At 65.5% G+C, this 17,627-nt stretch carries 20 protein-coding genes and 1 tRNA gene; 4 read left to right on the top strand and 17 right to left on the bottom strand.

The window, feature by feature from the left end:
- Positions 1-8: 8 nt before the first annotated feature.
- From AWC06_RS10055 to AWC06_RS10025, 7 genes are all read right to left on the bottom strand, one after another.
- Positions 9-1,094 (bottom strand): BTAD domain-containing putative transcriptional regulator, encoded by a 1,086-nt coding sequence (locus AWC06_RS10055; RefSeq protein WP_085197046.1) that lies wholly within the window; start codon positions 1,092-1,094, stop codon positions 9-11.
- Positions 1,095-1,200: 106 nt separating this feature from the next.
- Positions 1,201-2,196, bottom strand: coding sequence for an alpha/beta fold hydrolase (locus tag AWC06_RS10050; RefSeq protein ID WP_085196942.1), 996 nt, complete (start codon positions 2,194-2,196; stop codon positions 1,201-1,203).
- A gap of 150 nt (positions 2,197-2,346) precedes the next feature.
- Positions 2,347-3,120, bottom strand: coding sequence for a class II aldolase/adducin family protein (locus AWC06_RS10045; RefSeq protein WP_085196940.1), 774 nt, complete (start codon positions 3,118-3,120; stop codon positions 2,347-2,349).
- Between the two features lie 10 nt (positions 3,121-3,130).
- A complete protein-coding gene (locus AWC06_RS10040; protein ID WP_085196938.1) occupies positions 3,131-4,225 on the bottom strand; it encodes an amidohydrolase family protein in 1,095 nt (364 codons plus the stop codon).
- Between the two features lie 88 nt (positions 4,226-4,313).
- Positions 4,314-5,114, bottom strand: coding sequence for an MOSC domain-containing protein (locus AWC06_RS10035; RefSeq protein WP_085197044.1), 801 nt, complete (start codon positions 5,112-5,114; stop codon positions 4,314-4,316).
- A gap of 77 nt (positions 5,115-5,191) precedes the next feature.
- Complete coding sequence (locus tag AWC06_RS10030) at positions 5,192-5,470, bottom strand: hypothetical protein (protein WP_085196937.1); 279 nt, start codon at positions 5,468-5,470, stop codon at positions 5,192-5,194.
- 97 nt (positions 5,471-5,567) lie between these two features.
- The gene (locus AWC06_RS10025; protein WP_085197042.1) at positions 5,568-6,209 is read right to left on the bottom strand and encodes a VldE C-terminal domain-containing protein; all 642 of its coding nucleotides are present in this window, start codon (positions 6,207-6,209) and stop codon (positions 5,568-5,570) included.
- Between the two features lie 267 nt (positions 6,210-6,476).
- Between AWC06_RS10025 and AWC06_RS10020 the strand changes: the two genes are divergently transcribed.
- Positions 6,477-6,656 (top strand): hypothetical protein, encoded by a 180-nt coding sequence (locus tag AWC06_RS10020; RefSeq protein ID WP_085196934.1) that lies wholly within the window; start codon positions 6,477-6,479, stop codon positions 6,654-6,656.
- Positions 6,657-7,295: 639 nt separating this feature from the next.
- On the opposite strand, the gene AWC06_RS10015 is transcribed toward AWC06_RS10020, so the two are convergent.
- Both AWC06_RS10015 and AWC06_RS10010 read right to left on the bottom strand, forming a co-directional pair.
- Positions 7,296-7,634 carry a hemophore-related protein gene (locus tag AWC06_RS10015; protein ID WP_085197040.1) on the bottom strand — a complete coding sequence of 113 codons (339 nt, stop codon included), beginning with the start codon at positions 7,632-7,634 and terminating at the stop codon, positions 7,296-7,298.
- Positions 7,635-8,637: 1,003 nt separating this feature from the next.
- A tRNA-Pro gene (locus tag AWC06_RS10010) sits at positions 8,638-8,714 on the bottom strand.
- A 117-nt stretch (positions 8,715-8,831) separates the two neighbouring features.
- Here AWC06_RS10010 and AWC06_RS10005 point away from each other — a divergent pair.
- Both AWC06_RS10005 and AWC06_RS10000 read left to right on the top strand, forming a co-directional pair.
- Positions 8,832-9,281, top strand: coding sequence for a helix-turn-helix transcriptional regulator (locus tag AWC06_RS10005; RefSeq protein ID WP_085196932.1), 450 nt, complete (start codon positions 8,832-8,834; stop codon positions 9,279-9,281).
- A gap of 5 nt (positions 9,282-9,286) precedes the next feature.
- On the top strand, positions 9,287-9,697 hold the full coding sequence (locus tag AWC06_RS10000; RefSeq protein WP_085197038.1) for a VOC family protein: 411 nt from the start codon (positions 9,287-9,289) through the stop codon (positions 9,695-9,697).
- Positions 9,698-9,718: 21 nt separating this feature from the next.
- Here AWC06_RS10000 and AWC06_RS09995 read toward each other — a convergent pair whose 3' ends face one another.
- Positions 9,719-10,738, bottom strand: coding sequence for an NADP-dependent oxidoreductase (locus AWC06_RS09995; RefSeq protein ID WP_085196930.1), 1,020 nt, complete (start codon positions 10,736-10,738; stop codon positions 9,719-9,721).
- A gap of 80 nt (positions 10,739-10,818) precedes the next feature.
- On the opposite strand from AWC06_RS09995, the gene AWC06_RS09990 reads away from it, so the two are divergent.
- Positions 10,819-11,475 (top strand): DUF3060 domain-containing protein, encoded by a 657-nt coding sequence (locus tag AWC06_RS09990; RefSeq protein ID WP_085196928.1) that lies wholly within the window; start codon positions 10,819-10,821, stop codon positions 11,473-11,475.
- A 16-nt stretch (positions 11,476-11,491) separates the two neighbouring features.
- Here AWC06_RS09990 and AWC06_RS09985 read toward each other — a convergent pair whose 3' ends face one another.
- The 7 genes from AWC06_RS09985 to AWC06_RS09955 are packed head-to-tail and all read right to left on the bottom strand — an operon-like array spanning position 11,492 to position 17,531.
- A complete protein-coding gene (locus AWC06_RS09985) occupies positions 11,492-12,274 on the bottom strand; it encodes a sulfite exporter TauE/SafE family protein (RefSeq protein ID WP_085196927.1) in 783 nt (260 codons plus the stop codon).
- 33 nt (positions 12,275-12,307) lie between these two features.
- Complete coding sequence (gene der, locus AWC06_RS09980; protein WP_085196925.1) at positions 12,308-13,711, bottom strand: ribosome biogenesis GTPase Der; 1,404 nt, start codon at positions 13,709-13,711, stop codon at positions 12,308-12,310.
- Entirely contained in the window at positions 13,708-14,394 is a 687-nt protein-coding gene (gene cmk / locus AWC06_RS09975; RefSeq protein ID WP_085196923.1) for a (d)CMP kinase, read from the bottom strand. The genes der and cmk overlap by 4 nt, the downstream gene beginning before the upstream one ends.
- The gene (locus tag AWC06_RS09970; RefSeq protein WP_085196922.1) at positions 14,391-15,146 is read right to left on the bottom strand and encodes a pseudouridine synthase; all 756 of its coding nucleotides are present in this window, start codon (positions 15,144-15,146) and stop codon (positions 14,391-14,393) included. Before AWC06_RS09970 ends, cmk begins: the two co-directional genes overlap by 4 nt.
- Positions 15,143-15,829, bottom strand: a complete 687-nt coding sequence (gene scpB, locus AWC06_RS09965; RefSeq protein WP_085196920.1) for an SMC-Scp complex subunit ScpB — start codon at positions 15,827-15,829, stop codon at positions 15,143-15,145. Before scpB ends, AWC06_RS09970 begins: the two co-directional genes overlap by 4 nt.
- Positions 15,826-16,671, bottom strand: coding sequence for a segregation/condensation protein A (locus AWC06_RS09960; RefSeq protein ID WP_085196919.1), 846 nt, complete (start codon positions 16,669-16,671; stop codon positions 15,826-15,828). The genes scpB and AWC06_RS09960 overlap by 4 nt, the downstream gene beginning before the upstream one ends.
- Entirely contained in the window at positions 16,668-17,531 is an 864-nt protein-coding gene (locus tag AWC06_RS09955) for a ParA family protein (RefSeq protein WP_085196917.1), read from the bottom strand. Before AWC06_RS09955 ends, AWC06_RS09960 begins: the two co-directional genes overlap by 4 nt.
- Positions 17,532-17,627 lie beyond the last annotated feature (96 nt).

Here is a 17,627-nt window from a genome sequence, read left to right as displayed (position 1 = left end):
GGCGTCGTCTACTGCCGCATCTCGAAGACGAATTCGTGGTTGCAGATGCGAATCCGATCGCCATCGGTCAGCGCGACGCTGCCACGGATTCGCTCACCTTCTACGTACACGCCGTTCGACGAGCGCAGGTCGGTGATCACGAAACTCATGCCCGTATCGCTGACCACGGCGTGGTGGCGGCTGACCTCGACCTCGTCGAGAACGATGTCGTTATCGGCAAGCCGACCGATCCGGGTGGCCGCCACGGTCAACGGATAGCTTTGCCCCGTTACCGCACGTAGGCGCGCGGCGGCCGGCAAGGCCGACACCGCGGTACGCCTATTGAGGATGCTGACCGTGTCCTCGGCGGTAAGACGCGCGGCCCGTTTGATGTCCAGCTCCTCTTGGCGCAGGATCCGCTCGTGCAGAGCCCGGACGTTTGGGCCGGGGTCGATGCCCAGGTCCTCGGCGAGCGTCGCCTTGAGACGACGGTAGGCGTCGAGCGCATCGGATTGCCGTCCGGCCACATAGTAGGCCGTCATCAATTGGCCCCACAATGGTTCGCGATAGGGGTGTTCGGTCGTCAGCGCCTCGAGCTCACCGATCACGGCATCGCCACGCCCACAGGCGATTTCGACTTCCGCCCGCGCTGCATGTGCAGTCACCTTGTCCTCGGCGAGCGCCGCGGCAAACGCTTCGACGAACCGGAAGTCGCGCAGGTCTTCCAGGACAGGTCCACGCCACTGCGCCAGCGCGGCCGACAGGTGCCGGCTGGCCTGATCAAATTGGCCGATCGCCGCCGCGCGCATGCCGGCGGTTTTCTCGGCGACGAATCGACCGATGTCACAGTTGATGTCGGGCGCACTCAGCCGGTAGCCCGGCGGGGTTGCGGCCAGCAGGGCGCGGCCATCGACGCCGCTGCTGTTGAGCAGCTTGCGCAGGTTGGACACATATGAGTGCAGGCTGGCGCGTGCCTCCGGCGGGGGCCATTCCTCCCAGGCCGCGTCGATCAGCGCGTCACTACCCACGGCTTGATTGCGGTTGATCACGAGCATGGCCAGCACCGCCCGCTGCTTCGGAGTGCCCAAGGGCACCGGGCGGCCGCCGACCGTCATCTGCAACGGGCCCAGCACGCCGAAATCAAGTCCGGTCGAACTCACGACGTCATTGTCCGCTACGGACAGGCAGCCTTCGCGTCCGATAGCTGAAATGACGTGGCCGTCACGCAACGGGTCGGGCGTCGAGCGAGTCGGAAGCGGCGTCCTCGTGGTCCTCGCAGACGCCAGTCCGCAGCAGCGACTGAACGCGGTCTTGGTCGTAGACGGCTGGATGAGTCGAGTCGATGAACCGTTCGACGACTTCCACGAAACGATCTGGGTGGTCGCTGAAAGGAATGTGCCCGGATTTTTCGAAAATCTCCAGACGCGAGCCCGGCAGCGCCGCGTGGGCCATCCGAGCATGGCTTACCGGGATGATGAGGTCTTCATCTCCCCAAATAAGTTGCACCGGAACGGATTGGACGAGATAGCTGCGATCCAGCATGGTGACGAACTGGCCACGCCCGTCGACGACCGACCGCAGAGTGCGTGCGAACGCCGACAATGCGCGGGGTTCCTGGAAGCCCTCGAGCAGGCTCACGACGTCGGAGGCGTCGCGCCCCAACTTGGTGGAACCCAACACCGTTTCCACAGCGCGGCCAAAGAATCGGATCGCGGGCATCACGCCCGGCACGCGCAGCACGCCCAGTGCCTCGCTGCCCATCGGCATCGCCGCCAACCGCAACGCGAAGCTCACGTCCTTGGAGACGCCGCCGGTGCTAACCAGCACAAGGCGCTCGACCAGTTGCGGAAACTGATAGGCGAATTGCATTGCGACTCCGCCGCCAAACGAATGACCGACGACGGTGACACGCTCGATACCGAGGACGGCGAGCAGGTCGCGCATGCCATTCGCGAAGGCGGCCAGCGAGTAGTCGGCGCGTGGTTTGTCGGACTCGCCGTGGCCCAGCAGATCGGGTGCGATGACTGTGAACCGTTGCGCAAGTTTGGCGTGCACGGGCTCCCATGCGGTGGAGTTGTCGCCCACGCCGTGGATCAGCAGGAGCGCGGGGCCGGACCCGGCGACCCGGAAGGCACGGCGGTATCCGTGGATCGTGCGGTATTGCAGTGACGGAGGGACGACATCCCGTACCGGCCGGAGGTGGGAATGGTTGCGCATCGTGTTCTCGCTTCCCTTGGGTGGTTTTTACGCCCCTCTGTGGGCGTTCGAGGGAAGTCTCTCGGGGTGCGCTTGATAAATCCTTGGAAAGCAGGATCGTCGCGACGCGGGCGCATAAAGCCCGCGTTTGCGCTGGTCAGAAGCGTGTGATCAGTTCAAGACGCCGGGATCCCGGCGCAACTCGCGACGGACCATCGCCTCGAACAACCCGGTGAACGGGTGGGTGTTGAAGAAGTCACCGTAGGTGCGGGCCGCGTCGCGGTTCATCGGTACCCCGCCTCCGGCGGCCGCGATGTGCCAGGCCTGGCGGCAGCGCCACTCGAATGCCATCGCCCGCAGATAGGCCTGCGGGATGTCAGCGCCGAGCACGACGACGCCGTGGTTGGCGAGTAGACCCACATTGCTGTCCCCGATCGCGGCGGCGACCGCGCGAGCGTTGCCGGCGTCGTCGACGGATCCCCAGTATTCGTCGTACACAGCTACCCCACCGTGGTAGAGCGCACCGGTCTGGTCGTATATGTCCGGGGCGCGGCCCAGGTCGGCCCACACCGTTCCCCACTGCGAATGGTTGTGGATCGCCACGCCGATATCGTCACGGGCGCGGTGTAATTCGACATGCAGCGTGATGGCCGGAGTGATCGTCCACCGCCCGCCGATCTCGTTGCCGTCGGAGTCCATCGACATGATGTCGCTGGCGGTTACCTCGTCCCAGGTCAACCCGAAGGGGTTAACCAGAAAGGTTCCGTCAGGTTGCTTGTTTGTGATGTGGCCGGCGAGGTGGTCGTTGTACCCCTCGGCGAAAAGACAGCGACACAGCAGCGCCAGTTCCTGTGCGGGGCTGAGGTCCGGCAGCGCAGGGGCGATGGGTTTGGTGACGGTCATGGCCCGCATCGGTGTCGGGCGGTTGGTTTCGGTGCTTGTCATGCTGCGCTCCTCAGTCGGCGAGGATCTGTCGGAGGCGATCGCCGTAGAAGGCTAGGGCGTTGTCTGCCAAGACTTTTCGCTCTAGCACTTCGCCGAGCCCCCGCTCCTTGACGCTTTTGACGGCTCCGGGATAGACGGCGTCGTGATGCGGGTAGTCGGAGGCGAACATCACGTTGTCGGCCCACCCTTGCTCGAGCGTCGACGTCAGGCCCGGCTCCTCGATCTCGAAGGTGAGCCATGAGCGGGTGTTGACGCTGCCGCTGGGGTCACCTCCGCGGTAGTCGCCGGGGGCCAACTCGTAATGCTCCTCGATGCGGTCGGCCCACGTCGGAGCCCACCCGCAACCGGCTTCCAGAAATCCCAGCCGTAGCCTCGGGAATCGTTGGAAGAGCCCGGCCAAGGTGACGTTGACCATCGCGGTCATCTGCTCGAATACATGGCTGACGATGTGGCAGCCGGCATAGCTGGACATGCGGTCAAGGCCGACGGTGTCGATGCCCGACAGATAGGCCTCGTGGAAGGACACCGGGACGTCGAGCTGCTGGGCCTTGTCCCACAACACGTCGAAGTCGGAATGCTCCACGGTGCGGCCGCCGATCCGGTTGGGCCGCATCACCCCGCCGACGAAACCATGGCCCGTGACGGCTCGCTCGAGTTCGGCCGCCGCCAGGCGCGGGTCCTGTTGCGGCAGCAGCGCCACCCCGATCAGACGCTTGGCGTCGGCGGCACAGTAGCGGGCCAGCCAGTCGTTGTAGGCCGCGCAGAGGGCGGCCGCAATGTCGGGATGTTCGAGCAAGCCGAACATCAGCCCGACGCTCGGATACAGCACCGCGGCGTCGATCCCCTCGTCGTCGAGGACTTTAAGCCGCAGCTTGGGGTCGCGGCCTCCCTCGCGTCGCACGCCTCCGGCGGATACGTGGTTCTGCATGCCGCCGGGGAAGGGATACTTCGAGCGCCAGAGCTTGCCCTCGATGCGGTAGGTGACGAAGCCGCCCGCTTCGGCGATGAACTGCATGGAACTGTCCCGCATCGCCGATGGGATGGCATCGACCAGTTCGGAGAGCGTCTCCTCCACATGCCCATCGGCGTCAATTACCAGCGTCATGGGACCCCCTTCACGAGGTGGCCAGACATAAATCCTTAAATTACTAAAATAGAAATAATTCGGAGGCGCCGTCAAGCAGTGCACCTGGTTAATCCAGAGCGACCCGGTCCCCGACGCGGATGGTGCCTTCCTTCAGCACCTCGAGGTACACCCCGGCACACGGCACCATTCCGGATCCCGCTGTCTCCAAGCGGTTTTCGGCGATCAGCGTGCGAAGCGCATGCGGGGCCCGTGGCAGGGTGCCGTGTTCGAGCGTGGGCACCGCGCACCGCGACGTGGATTTGAGCACGCGCAGCCGCGTCGCACCCACAGCGAGTTCGCCGCCCACCCAGTCGTTTTCCGCGTAGGGCGGGTATCCGGGTGGTGTGGCGATTATCAGGTTCGGCCGATAACGCAGCACCTCCGTGCCGATCCGCTCGACGGTGGCCGTGGTGATCGCATGCAGCGGAGCGAGGTCGGTGAACGAGTCGCCCGGCGTCGCGCCGGCGATCTCGACGATGCGCGCCTCGACCTCGGCGTCCTCCCCCAGCTCGAGCACCTTCTCGGGGTCGGGCCGTTCCAAAGTCGCTCCCTGCGGCCGGTGGCCGACAAGTTGGACGGACCGCCCCAACAACCGGGAGAGCAGTTCATCGATATCGGGGTCGTCGGCGGCCACGCACGTGTCGTCGGGCAGCTGAATGCGCACCCGGCCGTTGTCCCCGCTGGCTTTGAACTGCAAGAGCCGGCGCCACAATCGGGGCTGCTTGGCACTGGCGACCCGCCCCGTCGCCGCGTCGACCAACGCCAGCCGCCGGTCTCCGTCGGCGCCGCACTCGTCGACGAACAGTTCCGGCACAGTTTCGCCGAGCATGGACTTCACCGGGTAGCGGCACAGGCTGTGCACCTGCATCTGCACGTGGCCCTCGGGATGGCGGCCGTGCGTTGTCACGGGCCTAAGTATGCGCGGTTGTGGGATCGCGCGATCGGTCAGCCGTGCGGCGATTCGGAGATCTTGCTGTCTGGTTTGCCGACCGTTTGGCAGTAGGCCAACGCCGACATGCGCGTTGCCGAGACTTCCAGATTGTTGGGTTCAGCGCCGTTCTTGTCTTTGAGCATCTTGCTGACTTCTTCGTTCTGCTTCTTCTCGTCTTGCGTGATGAAGTCCTTGCACTTTGTGTCGCCACCGGTGTTGATGATCTGTGAGGCGGAGCATCCGCTGAACATCAGCGCGGCGATCGCGAGCGCCGCAGGTGCAATTCGCTTCATCGTTGGCCTTCCTGGTCGGAGTAGTAGGTACCTGTACACCGCAACGTCACACCTCAAACACGGGCAGGCCCGAACGGCGGCGGCGCCGGGCGCAGCATCAGATGTAATAGGTTTCGTGCCCGGTCGGGTATCCGCCGCCGTCGGTGGCGATGTGCACGTGGTCATAGTGGTTGGCGGTTTCGGAGCCGAGGTTGGCCGTCCAACTCGGCGCCCCGACGCCTGGATAGAACGCCTGCCTCCAGATCACGTGGATCACTCCCCATCGCTTGGCATTTGCCAGTGCCATCCCCGCGATCTGGTTGCCCAGCTCGATGCCCTCGGGGCTGTGATAGTTCGGGATCATCACGTCGATGGCCAACCCGTTGGGATGCCATTGCAAAGCATCCTGGCGAAATCCGCCGATCGTAGTGATCTCGGGAAACAGCACGCTGATTGCGCGGGCCGCCCGGATGGTATGGACCTGCAGCCCCCCTTCGGGTGCGACGCCGGGGGGTAACGCGAACTGGAATTGCTGGGCAGCCGTCGGCGCGCTTGCTGCAAGCAATTCCGCCTCCGCGGCAGTGGCGACGCGCGGCGCCTTGGCCGCCACGGGTTTCTGGGTTGTGGGAGTGGGCGCCGGTGGCTTGACGCAGCACCGATGCTCTGTGCTTTGGGCGTGCACCATACCGACCGAGATGGCGACCGCAGCCACGAGCACCAACCAGCGGCCTCGACCGTTGGCTAGCAGGCGTTTCCCCACGGACAGCACCTTACTGTTTGTGTCCGGTGTGGTTTGGCAATTTGCGCAGGGTGTTTGGTTCTCCGCTGCAGCGCTGAGGAGCCCGACGTTCTCCGAGCCTCGGCGAGCGCTATCGGCTCAGGACGTCGTGCGAACAGCCTTTTTGCAGGTTAGGATTGTCTGCGTTGTACCCCGATTCGGCGGGACGCCGGTGTCCGGGATTGGGTCTAAGCCTGGCAGGACGTGAGCGTCCGCGGGCTCATATCGAACCCTGGCTAAGAAGGTGCCATGAAACAGCTCGCCGATGACCTACGCCATTTTGCCATTCAGGTGCGTCAGCTCGGATATTCCCTCGACGGGGGCCTAGGAGAGCGGGTGTGCCTCGACCTCAGTGAACGCATGCTCGCCGCGGTTAAGCAGGCTGAGGCCAGGATGGCCGGCGTTGCATCCACCCCGCTCTCTGGCTGAGGCGTAAACGCCACCACGACGAGTCGTCGTGGAGAACAATCCCAGGTTTATGGAGCGACTAACACGACTAGTCGTGGGGCTTGCAACGGCGGTGCTGCTCTGGGGGAGCGTCGCGGGGGTGGTGGGTCCAGATGCCGCCCAAGCCCGGCCCGGTCCCGCGCCGCTAAACGCCTGGCCCGGTTGCCCGGACGACCACCCGGAAGGGCCGTGTCACTGGTGCCCGGGAGATCCTCCGGTGCAGACCGGCAACCTTCGGGTGAACCCGGGCGTGTGGGATTCGACTGTGTGCCACACCTACTGGTACGTCCGACCTGGGCAGGGCAATGTCCCGTCGAATATTTTTGAGGGCGAAACGCCGCCACCGCCGCCCCCACCGCCGCCGGGGCTCAATATTCTGTCCGATACCGCCTTGGTGTCCGTGATCTCGGACACGAGGACGGTTAGCACGCAGTCAAAGGCGGTTTCTGTACAGCGGCGACGCCCGCTACACCCGGGTTTTGGCATGCCGTACATCCGCGTAACCCAGCAACAACAGAGCAAATCGGCGATCATAGATGAAATATCCCGGCGACAGCGCGCCCCTGGCTGCCGACGCACGGGCGCTTCGGCTTAAGCAAGCAGTTCGCCCCAAAAAACCGCTCAGAAATTATTGCAGGTGTTGAAGACTTTTTGAAGCGTTGGCACATACTGTGCATTGCCTGGTGCGGTCATAATTTGCTGGGCCAGCTGCAAGCGTTGATCGGGCGGTGCGGCGAGGAACGTACGCAAAAAGGCCGTCTGCTGCGGGTCCGAATTGATTCGCTGTGCTCCTGCTGGATCCGCAGCGCTCAGCGCCGCCTTCACCTGCCCTTCAGTGCAGGTCGTGTTGACGATCGGACCCAGGTCAGGTTCTGCCGACGCGACCCCGGCCAGCGCGGTGAACGACAATCCCAGACAGCCAACCGCTACACCCAGTCTGGTCAAAACCAGTTTGATCATGTGCACTCCCTCCCAATAACTGATTGGACTGACTCTAGGCGCCTGACTCGAATCTTGCGGCGAGATGAGCGACTCGATCTGGTCACCGGCGACATGGATGGTGATGCAGCAGAAGCGATCACCGGGGTCGACTGTATTGGGGTTCCACTTGCGGACTTGACCGCTCCCTTGGATCACCTAGCTTCGCGACCGGGCTATCAACGTCGTTGAGCAGTACTTTCCGGAATTCCAAGTGCTCTGTTGGAATGACAGCAAGCAGGTAAGCTCACGAATCGCGCTGCGAGTTGCGCTATTTTGCGTGAAAACACCAGTCGCGGCCTCCGCAACATGTAGAACCGGGCAAGAGGAGTCACCCGAACCACCGGCTGCATCGCTTGGGCACTCACCCTCTATGCCCGTGACCAAGATGACCGCGCTCAGAGAGTCTCAAAGAGTCAGGAGGAAAGATTGAACGACACCTTTCACTATGCCGCGGGGGTTCTTCCGGCAACAACGCTGTTGGTATTTGCGGTAATAGCGGCAATAGCATCAATTCATAAGAAACGGCGCCCCCGGGGCTGGGGAGATTCCTTTCGACACGATGATATAGACGAAGAGGTAAACGAATGAGTGGCGTAAACGTCTTCGATAGGACGGCGACTTGACCTGATGGTTCAATCCCGAATTGTGCTTGCGGGCAGCGACGCGCACGTTCCATCTCCGAGAGCACCGTGGTCAGCCGTCGAGTTGCCAGATCGAACGAATTGCTCGATGAGCGCCATGGCACGGATGTTCGAGTGTGTAACTGTGCTGCAGTGCGCTGGTTGGGGCCCGGTGTGCACATTAAGGCCGTCGCGGATCTGCTCGGCACAGCTCAATCAAGCATCACCTGCGACATCTACGGGTACACGTCCGACGATGCGGCCCGCGTGCCGTCGAACGCTTGAGCGGCGCCGAGTGAGCTATGAAACTGCTGTCGAGGGAAAGCTCCAGCGGGTTGCTAGTCGCCTACCTGCGGAAAGTCTGGTCGGGCTGACAGGATTTGAACCTGCGACCACTTGACCCCCAGTCAAGTGCGCTACCAAACTGCGCCACAGCCCGGTGCTCGGCCGGTATCACCGGCGGCAGGTCGAAAGCCTACAGCAGACGACGAGGGTCACCCCAACGGAACGCCCGCGGCACTGGGCAACTCCGGGGCGACATGGCACGATCGCGCAGGTGGCCAACAGATCCGTCGCAGCACAGCAGCTGAGCGACCTCGCGCGACTGCGCCGCGTGCGCGACCGGATCGACCGCGAATACGCGCAGCCGCTGGACGTCGAGGCGCTCGCCCACGGGGTGAATATGTCGGCCGGGCATCTCAGCCGCCAGTTCAAAGCCGCCTACGGCGAGTCGCCGTATTCCTATCTGATGACGCGGCGCATCGAGCGGGCGATGGCGCTGCTGCGTCGCGGCGACCTCAGCGTCACCGAGGTCTGTTTCGCTGTGGGCTGCTCATCGCTCGGCACCTTCAGCACTCGCTTCACCGAGCTGGTCGGTATGCCGCCCAGCACCTATCGGGACCAAACCGCTTGCGTGCAGGCGGGATTGCCGCCGTGCGTGGCCAAGCAGGTGACCAGACCGATCAGGAATCAAGAAGCGCCGATCGCCGATCCGCACCTACTGTGACCGCCATGGACATCAGCATTCACTCCAGCTTCCTCCCGCACGACGACCCGGACGCCTCGCTGGCGTTCTACCGCGACACTCTGGGCTTCGAGGTTCGCCTCGACGTCGGCAAAGGCAAGATGCGCTGGATCACCGTCGGCCCGCCCAACCAGCCCGGCACGTCCATCGTGCTGAACCCGCCGGCCGCCAACCCCGGGATCACCGACGACGAGCGCCGCACCATCGCCGAGATGATGGCCAAGGGCACCTACGCCATGCTGCTGCTGGCCACCAAGGATCTCGACGCGACCTTCGAGCAGCTGCAGGCAAATGATGTCGACATCGTCCAGGAGCCGACCGACCAGCCCTACGGCATCCGCGACTGCGCCGTCCGCGACCCCGCGGGCAACCTGATCCGCATCCAGCAGTTGACCTGAACCGAACTGCCCCAAGCGGTTTCAGGCCGACGTCGGCTCGCTGATCTTGACCAGCGTCTTTCCGATGTTGGCCCCGGTGAACAGTCCGTTGAGCGCGTCGACGCACGATTCGATGCCCTCGAAGATGGTCTGCCGGTGTCGGAGCCGTCCCTCGGCCTCCCACTGGCGAAGATGGGCGAACGCCTCGTCGAAGCGGCCCCACTGGTCGAGCGCGTTGAATCCCTGCATCAACGCGGTTTTGGACAGCAGGTTTACGTAGTTGGCCGGCCCGGGATGCTCACCGGTCAGATAGCTGGAGATCACGCCGCAGAGTACGACCCGCGCCTTGGGGGCGAGCCGGCCCAGCACCGCGTCGAGGATCGCCCCGCCGACGTTGTCGAAGTAGACGTCGACGCGTCGCGGGCAGTGTTCTTTGAGCGCGGCCGCCAGGTCATCGTTCTTGTAGTCGATACACGCATCGAATCCGAAGTCCTCGACAACCGCCCGGCACTTCTGCGGGCCGCCCGCAATGCCGACCACCCGGGCTCCGGCGATCTTGGCGATCTGGCCGGCCACCGATCCGGTGGCGCCCGCCGCCGCCGAAACCACCACCGTCTCCCCTGGCTGGGGCCGGCCGATGTCGGTCATCCCGAAGTACGCCGTGGCACCGGTCGGGCCGTAAACCGACATGATCGCCAGCTGGTCATCCTCGCCCGGGATCGGTGTGCTGAAGACGTCGTCGCTGATGATCACATACTCCTGGAAGCCGGTCAGGGTGGTGACCACGTCGCCGACGGCGTAGGCGTCGCAGCGCGACGACACCACCTCACCGATCCCCGCCGCCCGGATGACCTCGCCGAGCTGCACCGGCGGCAGGTAGCCCTGCTGGTCGTCGAGCCAGGTGCGGGCCGCGGCATCGATACCGACGTAGGTGGTGCGCAGCAGCGCCTCACCCTCACCGGGTTCGGGTGCTTGCGCGGTGACCAGCTCGGTGTCATCGGGCTGCACCAGCCCGGTCGGGCGACGCCGCAGCAGAATCTGGCGGTTGGTTAAGTCGGGCACGACGCCGAAACTACCGAAACCGCCGAAACCACTTAAGGGATTGCCATATTCGCCGCGATTCGGTATGGGAGCATCGGTTGATGGATCCTCAGGATGACCCGGAGGCCAGGATTCGGGAGCTGGAGCGCCCCCTGGCCGACACGGCACGCGCCTCCGAACTCGGCGGTACCCAGCCGCCGGGCGGTTACGCCAACCCAGCCAGCCCGCCGCTCCCGCCGACGCCGGAACCGTACAACTACGGCGGGCCGTTCCCCGGGACCTCGCCGAGATCACCGTCGTCCACGCGGGTGTGGTGGATGTTGGCCACGTTCTTCGTCATCGGCATGGTATCCCTCGTCGGCGGCATCGCCGCCCACAGCGCGCACCGCATTTCTCGCGGCGGCTTTGTCACCCTGTCCCCCTCCCCCAGCGTCGCACCGAATAGCCTGGGCCCCAACGGAACTCAGGAGCCTACGCAATCCGTACCGCCGCCGGGTGGCAACCTCACCGTCTCCGGCATGAACGAGAACAAGAACATGGTCTGCAACAAAAGCGCGGTCGTCGTGAACGGGATTTCCAACACCGTTGTGATCAGCGGTCATTGCGCCAGGCTCACAGTGCTCGGCGTGCAGAACTCCGTGACTGTGGATGCCGCAGACACCATCGAAGCCTCCGGCTTCAACAACCACGTCACCTTCCATTCGGGCTCACCGAGCGTCACCAAAACCGGCGACTCGAACGTCGTCCAACAGGGCTGACCGCGAATAGGGCCCGCTACACGGTCAATAACCGGTAGAGCCCGATGAGACCGACGACGACGATCGCGGTGCGGAGTGCATACGGCGACAGCCGACGACCGTAGTGGGCACCCAGCCAACCCCCGATCAGCGAGCCAGTCGCGATGAGACCCGCCACCTGCCAGCTGATCCTGTCGAAGGCCACCAACGTGTAGGCCAGCGCAGCAACAATGTTCACAAGCAGTGTCGCCAGATTCTTCGCCGCGTTCATCCGCTGCACCGATTCGGGCAGCAGCGCGCCCATGGCACCGACCAGCAGGATGCCTTGCGCCGCAGTGAAATAGCCGCCGTAGACGCCGATCGCGAATGTGCTCGCCACCAACGCGGCCATCCGTCGCGGCGACACGTGGTGAGCGGAGCGGCCCTCTCGTTCAGCTCGCTCCCGCGCCCACGTTTGAATCCACGGCCCGATCACCACCAGGATCAGGGCGGCGATCAGCAGCACCGGCACCACGTCGGCGAACACCTGCTCCGGAAGATGCAGCAGCAGCCAGGCACCGAGGCCAGCGCCGGCCAACGACGCCGGCAGCTGCCAACGCAGTCGGTTCCATTGACCGCGCAGCTCACGCCGGTAGCCCCAGGTTCCCGTCGTGCTGCCCGCCACCAAGCCGACCGCGTTGGACATCGTCGACGTCACCGGCGGATAACCCAGGGCGACAAGCGTGGGAAACGTGATCAACGTGCCCGACCCAACCACGGCGTTGATCGCTCCCGCCCCGAAGCCCGCCAAGACGATCACGAACGCGTGTGATACGGGCACCGAAAGACCCTATCGACCACGAATCTGACGCTCTTAGCGGGACTTGGCGCCCCTCTTCTCGCGGACCCGCACGTTGATTCGGATCGGGCTGCCCGCGAAGCCGAACGTCTCGCGCAGCCGTCGCTCCAGGAACCGGCGATAACCGGCCTCCAAGAAGCCGGTGGTGAACAGCACGAACGTCGGCGGTCGGGCGGTGGCCTGGGTGGCAAACAGGATCCGCGGCTGCCTGCCACCGCGCACCGGTGGCGGTGTCGCGGCAACGACTTCCTTGATCCACGCGTTCAGCCGACCGGTGCTGATCCGGGTGTCCCACGACGCCAGTGCACGCTCCAGCGCGGGCACCAGCTTCTGCACCGCGCGGCCGGTCTTCGCGGAGATGTTGACTCGCTGCGCCCAGCGCACCTGCACCAGCTCCCGGTCGATCTCGCGCTCCAGCAGGTAGCGCCGGTCCTCGTCGACCAGATCCCACTTGTTGAACGCCAACACCAATGCCCGGCCCGCCTCGATGACCATCGACAGCACCCGCTGATCCTGCTCGGTCAGCGGCACCGAGGCGTCGATCAGCACGATCACCACCTCGGCGGCATCGATGGCGCCATGTGTCCGCACCGACGCGTAATACTCGTGCCCGCTGGCCTGACCGACCTTGCGGCGCAACCCTGCGGTGTCGACGAAACGCCAGACCTTGCCATCCATCTCGATCAGCGAGTCCACCGGATCGACTGTGGTGCCGCCGACTTCGTGCACCACCGAGCGTTGATCGCCGGCCAGCCGGTTCAGCAGCGAACTCTTGCCGACGTTGGGTTTGCCGACCAGTGCCACCCTGCGCGGGCCGCCCTCGGCCGAGGCCGACTCCGCCACCTCGGGCAGCGCGGCGACCACTTCGTCGAGCAGATCGGCCACCCCGCGACCGTGCATCGCGCTGATCGCATACGGTTCCCCAAGCCCCAAGGACCACAGCGCGGCCGCGTCCGCTTCACCCTTCTCGCTGTCAACTTTGTTGGCGGCCAAGAACACCGGCTTACCGGACCGGCGCAGGATGCGCGCGGCCGCCTCGTCACCGGCGGTCGCGCCCATCACCGCGTCGACCACGAGAATCACCGCGTCGGCGGTGCGCATGGCCACCGACGCCTGCTCGGCCACCAGTTGCTGCAAACCCTTGGCGTCCGGCTCCCAGCCGCCGGTGTCCTGAACGACGAACCGGCGCCCGGTCCACAGCGCGTCGTAGGACACCCGGTCACGGGTGACGCCCGGAACATCCTGGACCACCGCCTCGCGGCGGCCCAGGATCCGGTTGACCAGCGTGGACTTGCCGACATTCGGCCGGCCCACCACCGCGACCACCGGCGGTGGGCCAGCGGCCTCGTCCGCGGTTGGCTCGACGAACTCGACTGATTCCCAATCGCTTTCGTCCGTCCAGATGCCATCCTGGCTCACCGAATCGCCTCGCTTCGCTGCTTCACCAGCGACAGCAGGTGTGCGATCACCTCGGCCTCGGTCATCTCGCTGGTGTCGACAACCAGCGCATCCGACGCGGCGCGCAGCGGCGAGACCGCTCGCGTCGAATCCAGGTGGTCGCGCCGACGCACGTCGGCCAGAACGGCGTCGTAGTCGTCGGGTAACCCGGCGGCGACGTTCTGATCGTTGCGCCGCCGTGCCCGGGTCTCGGCCGAGGCCGTCAGGAAGAACTTCACGTCGGCGTCGGGCAGCACGACGGTCCCGATATCGCGGCCTTCCACGACGACGTTGCCCGGACCGCGAGCCAACGTCCGCTGCAATTCGACGAGCCGGGCCCGCACGGCGGGAACCGACGACACGGCCGAGACGGCCTGGGTGACCTCGTCACGGCGGATCTCCGCCGAAACGTCTTCCCCGGCAAGATAACAGCGATCCACGTCGGGGTCCGAGCCGACCGACAATTGCACCGCCTCCGCGGCGGCGCCGACGGCCGCCGCGTCGGATGGGTCGATCCCGGCGCGCAACACCGCCAGCGTCACGATGCGGTACATGGCCCCCGTATCCACGTACCGCGCACCCAGTGCGCGCGCCAATCCCCTTGACACCGAGGACTTTCCGGTTCCCGCCGGGCCGTCCACCGCGACGACTGTCGAGCCCGTCACAGCCCTACCGCTTTGTACAGGTCCCCGATCTCGTTGCGGCCCAATGCGCGGATGCTGCCCGGCCGCTGCTCACCCAGCGACACCGCGCCGATGTCGGTACGGACCAGTGCCTGCACCGGAAATCCGGCGGCCGCCAGCAGCCGGCGCACAACGCGTTTGCGTCCCTCGTGCAGCGTGACCCGCACCAGCGTCCTGCCGGGAATGGCGTCGACCACAGCGAAATCGTCGACGGAAGCCGGCCCGTCGTCCAGCTCGATGCCGGCACGCAGTTTTCTGCCGAGCCCGCGCGGCACCGACCCGGCCACCGTCGCCACGTACGTCTTGGGCACCTCGTAGGAAGGGTGCGTGAGGCGGTGCGCGAGCTCGCCGTCGTTGGTCAGCAGGATCAAGCCCTCGGTGTCGGCGTCCAGCCGCCCGACATGAAAGAGCTTGTGGTTGCCCCGCACCCGGTGTTCGACCAGGTCGCCGATGCACGGCCGGCCACGGTCATCCGACATCGTCGAGTGCATGCCCCGCGGCTTGTTCAATGCGAGATAGACCAGCGAGTCGTCGAGGATCACGCGCACCCCGTCGACGCGGATCACCGACGCCTCGGGGTCCACCCTGGTGCCCAGTTCGGTCACCAGCCGGCCGTCGACCTCGACACGGCCGTCGGTGATCATCTTCTCCGCGAGCCGCCGCGACGCAATCCCGGCCTGCGACAAGACTTTCTGCAGGCGCACCCCGTGGGTCTCGCCGGTCTGGACCATCATTCCTGGTCCACGTCGATGGACATCGGCTGGTCAGGCACCGGCGTGCCGGAGAGTTTGACGAAACGTGGCTCGGCGTCCAGGGATTCGCTCAGGTCGTCGATCGTGTCGACGTCGGGAAGCAGCGGCGCGATATCCGGAAGATCGGCCAGCGACGACAACCCCAGCCGTTCCAAGAACAGCTCCGTCGTGCCGAATGTCACCGCGCCCGTGTCCGGGTCGGTGCCGACCTCGGTGATCAGGCCACGCGCCAGCAACGTGCGAATAACGGCGTCGACGTTTACACCCCGCACGGCGCTGACCCGTGCCCGCGTCACGGGTTGGCGGTAGGCCACCACGGCGAGTGTCTCAAGGGCGGCCCGAGTGAGCTTCGTTCTGGACCCGTCCAGCAGCAGCCGCTCCACGTAGGGCGCGAACCGGGCGCGGGTGTACATCCGCCATCCGCCTCCGGCCTCGCGCACGTCGATGCCGCTATCGCGTTCGGTGAGCGCGTCCGCCATCAGTCGCAATTTGGCGGCCACCCGATAGGCCGGCTGTTCGGTGGCCGCCGCCAACGCCTCGACGGTCACCGGGGTGTCGACCACCAGAAGCAGTGCCTCGAGCACCGAGCCCAGTTCGGCGTCGTCGAGCTCCTCCTGCGCCGAGCCGTTGATGCCGAGGTCGGCGTCGGGCATTTCTTCGCTCATGAGGGTTCTCGCACTTCTGGCGCTTCGAGTTGGGCTTCCAGCGTCTCGGTTTGCAGCAAGTCTTCGCTGGTCGGCCGTTCTCCGGTCCACGAGACCTGGAGCACACCAAGCGGTTCTGACTGGTCGAATGCTACCGCCCGGGCCCGATACAGTTCGAGCAGCGCCAGGAAGCGCCCGACGATCTCGATCGACGCTTGGCAGTCGGCAACCAGCTCGGCAAACGTCGCCCATTGCCCGGCGCCGCGGGCCGCCAGCAGCGACAGCAACTGTTCGGCCTGTTCGGGGACCGACACCATCAGCTCGTGCAGATGTTCGGTGGCCACCGTCGGCACGGGTCTCGGGGTGAACGCGATGGCCGCGATCTCAGCGAACCGCTCGGCGTCGACGCCAAGCATGACTTCGGGCAGTAGGTCGGCGAACCGGTCCTCCAGCGACACCGCGCGGGGGTAGCTGCGCAACGCGGCGGCCTCTAGCTCGGCGAACATCTCGGCGACGTGCTTGAACGCCCGGTACTGCAGCAGCCGGGCGAACAGCAGGTCGCGGACCTCCAGCAGCGCCAGATCCTCCTCGTCCTCGACCTGCCCGGACGGCAGCAGCCGCGCCGCTTTGAGGTCGAGCAGCGTCGCGGCGATCACCAGGAACGCGGTGGTCTCCTCCAGCTCGAGCTCCGCTCCGATCGCTCGGGTGTAGGCGATGAATTCGTCGGTGACGTGGTGCAGCGCCACCTCGGTGACGTCGAGGCGGTGCGCGAAGATCAGCTGCAGCAGCAGGTCGAACGGCCCCTCGAAATTGGTCAGCTTGACCTGAAAGCCGTTCTGGGTCGCGGTGTTTGGACTGGTCACGCGCCGAACCGGTCGATGACCTCGCGGGCCAGCGAGCGGTAGGCCTGCGCGCCGCTCGATCTCGGTGCCCACGTGGTGATGGGTTCGCCGGCGACGCTGGTTTCCGGGAAGCGGACGGTGCGGGTGATGACCGTGTCGAACACCAGATCGCCGAAGCGCTCCAGCACCCGGGTCATGACCTCGCGGGAGTTCACCGTGCGGGGGTCGAAGCGGGTGATCAGGATGCCGCTGATCTCCAGCTTCGGGTTGAGCCGGTCGCGCACCTTGTCGACCGTGTCGGTCAAAAGCGCCAGACCCCGCAGCGAGAAGTACTCGCATTCGGTGGGGATGATCACCCCGTCAGAGCCGGCCAGACCGTTGACGGTAAGCAGGCCCAGCGATGGCTGGCAGTCGATCAGCACGTAGTCGTAGCGGTCCAGCACCGGATGTAACGCCCGGGCCAGTGTCTGCTCGCGACCGACCTCGTTGACCAGCTGGATCTCGGCGGCCGACAGGTCGATATTGCTGGGCACCAGATCCATGTGCTTGACGCGGGTGTGGATCAGCACGTCGTCGATCGACACCCGAGGCTCGACCAGCAGGTTGTGGATGGTGTGCTCTAGCTCGTAGTGCGGCACGCCCAGCCCGGCGGACAGCGCGCCCTGCGGGTCCATGTCCACCAGCAGCACCCGTCGACCGTAGTCGGCCAGGGCGGCGCCCAGGTTGATCGCCGAGGTGGTTTTGCCGACGCCGCCCTTCTGGTTGCACATCGCGACGACCTTGGCCGGCCCGTGCGCGGTCCGTGGCTTGGGTTCGGGGATCTTCCGCGGTGGCCGCCCGGTCAGGCCGACCCCGGTGCCGCTGTCGGCGTCGCCAGTCATACCCGGTCGCGGCTCGGTGTCGAACGGTGAGGCGTTCGGGAAATGGCGGACATCGCAGGAAAGTCTAACGGGTATACGCGCTCGCGCAGGCAGACC

It is taken from the genome of Mycobacterium fragae, from assembly GCF_002102185.1.
Taxonomy (GTDB): domain Bacteria; phylum Actinomycetota; class Actinomycetes; order Mycobacteriales; family Mycobacteriaceae; genus Mycobacterium; species Mycobacterium fragae.
The sequence above is the reverse complement of the archived record's forward strand: the minus strand, read 5'-3'. Positions and strand labels throughout refer to the sequence as shown.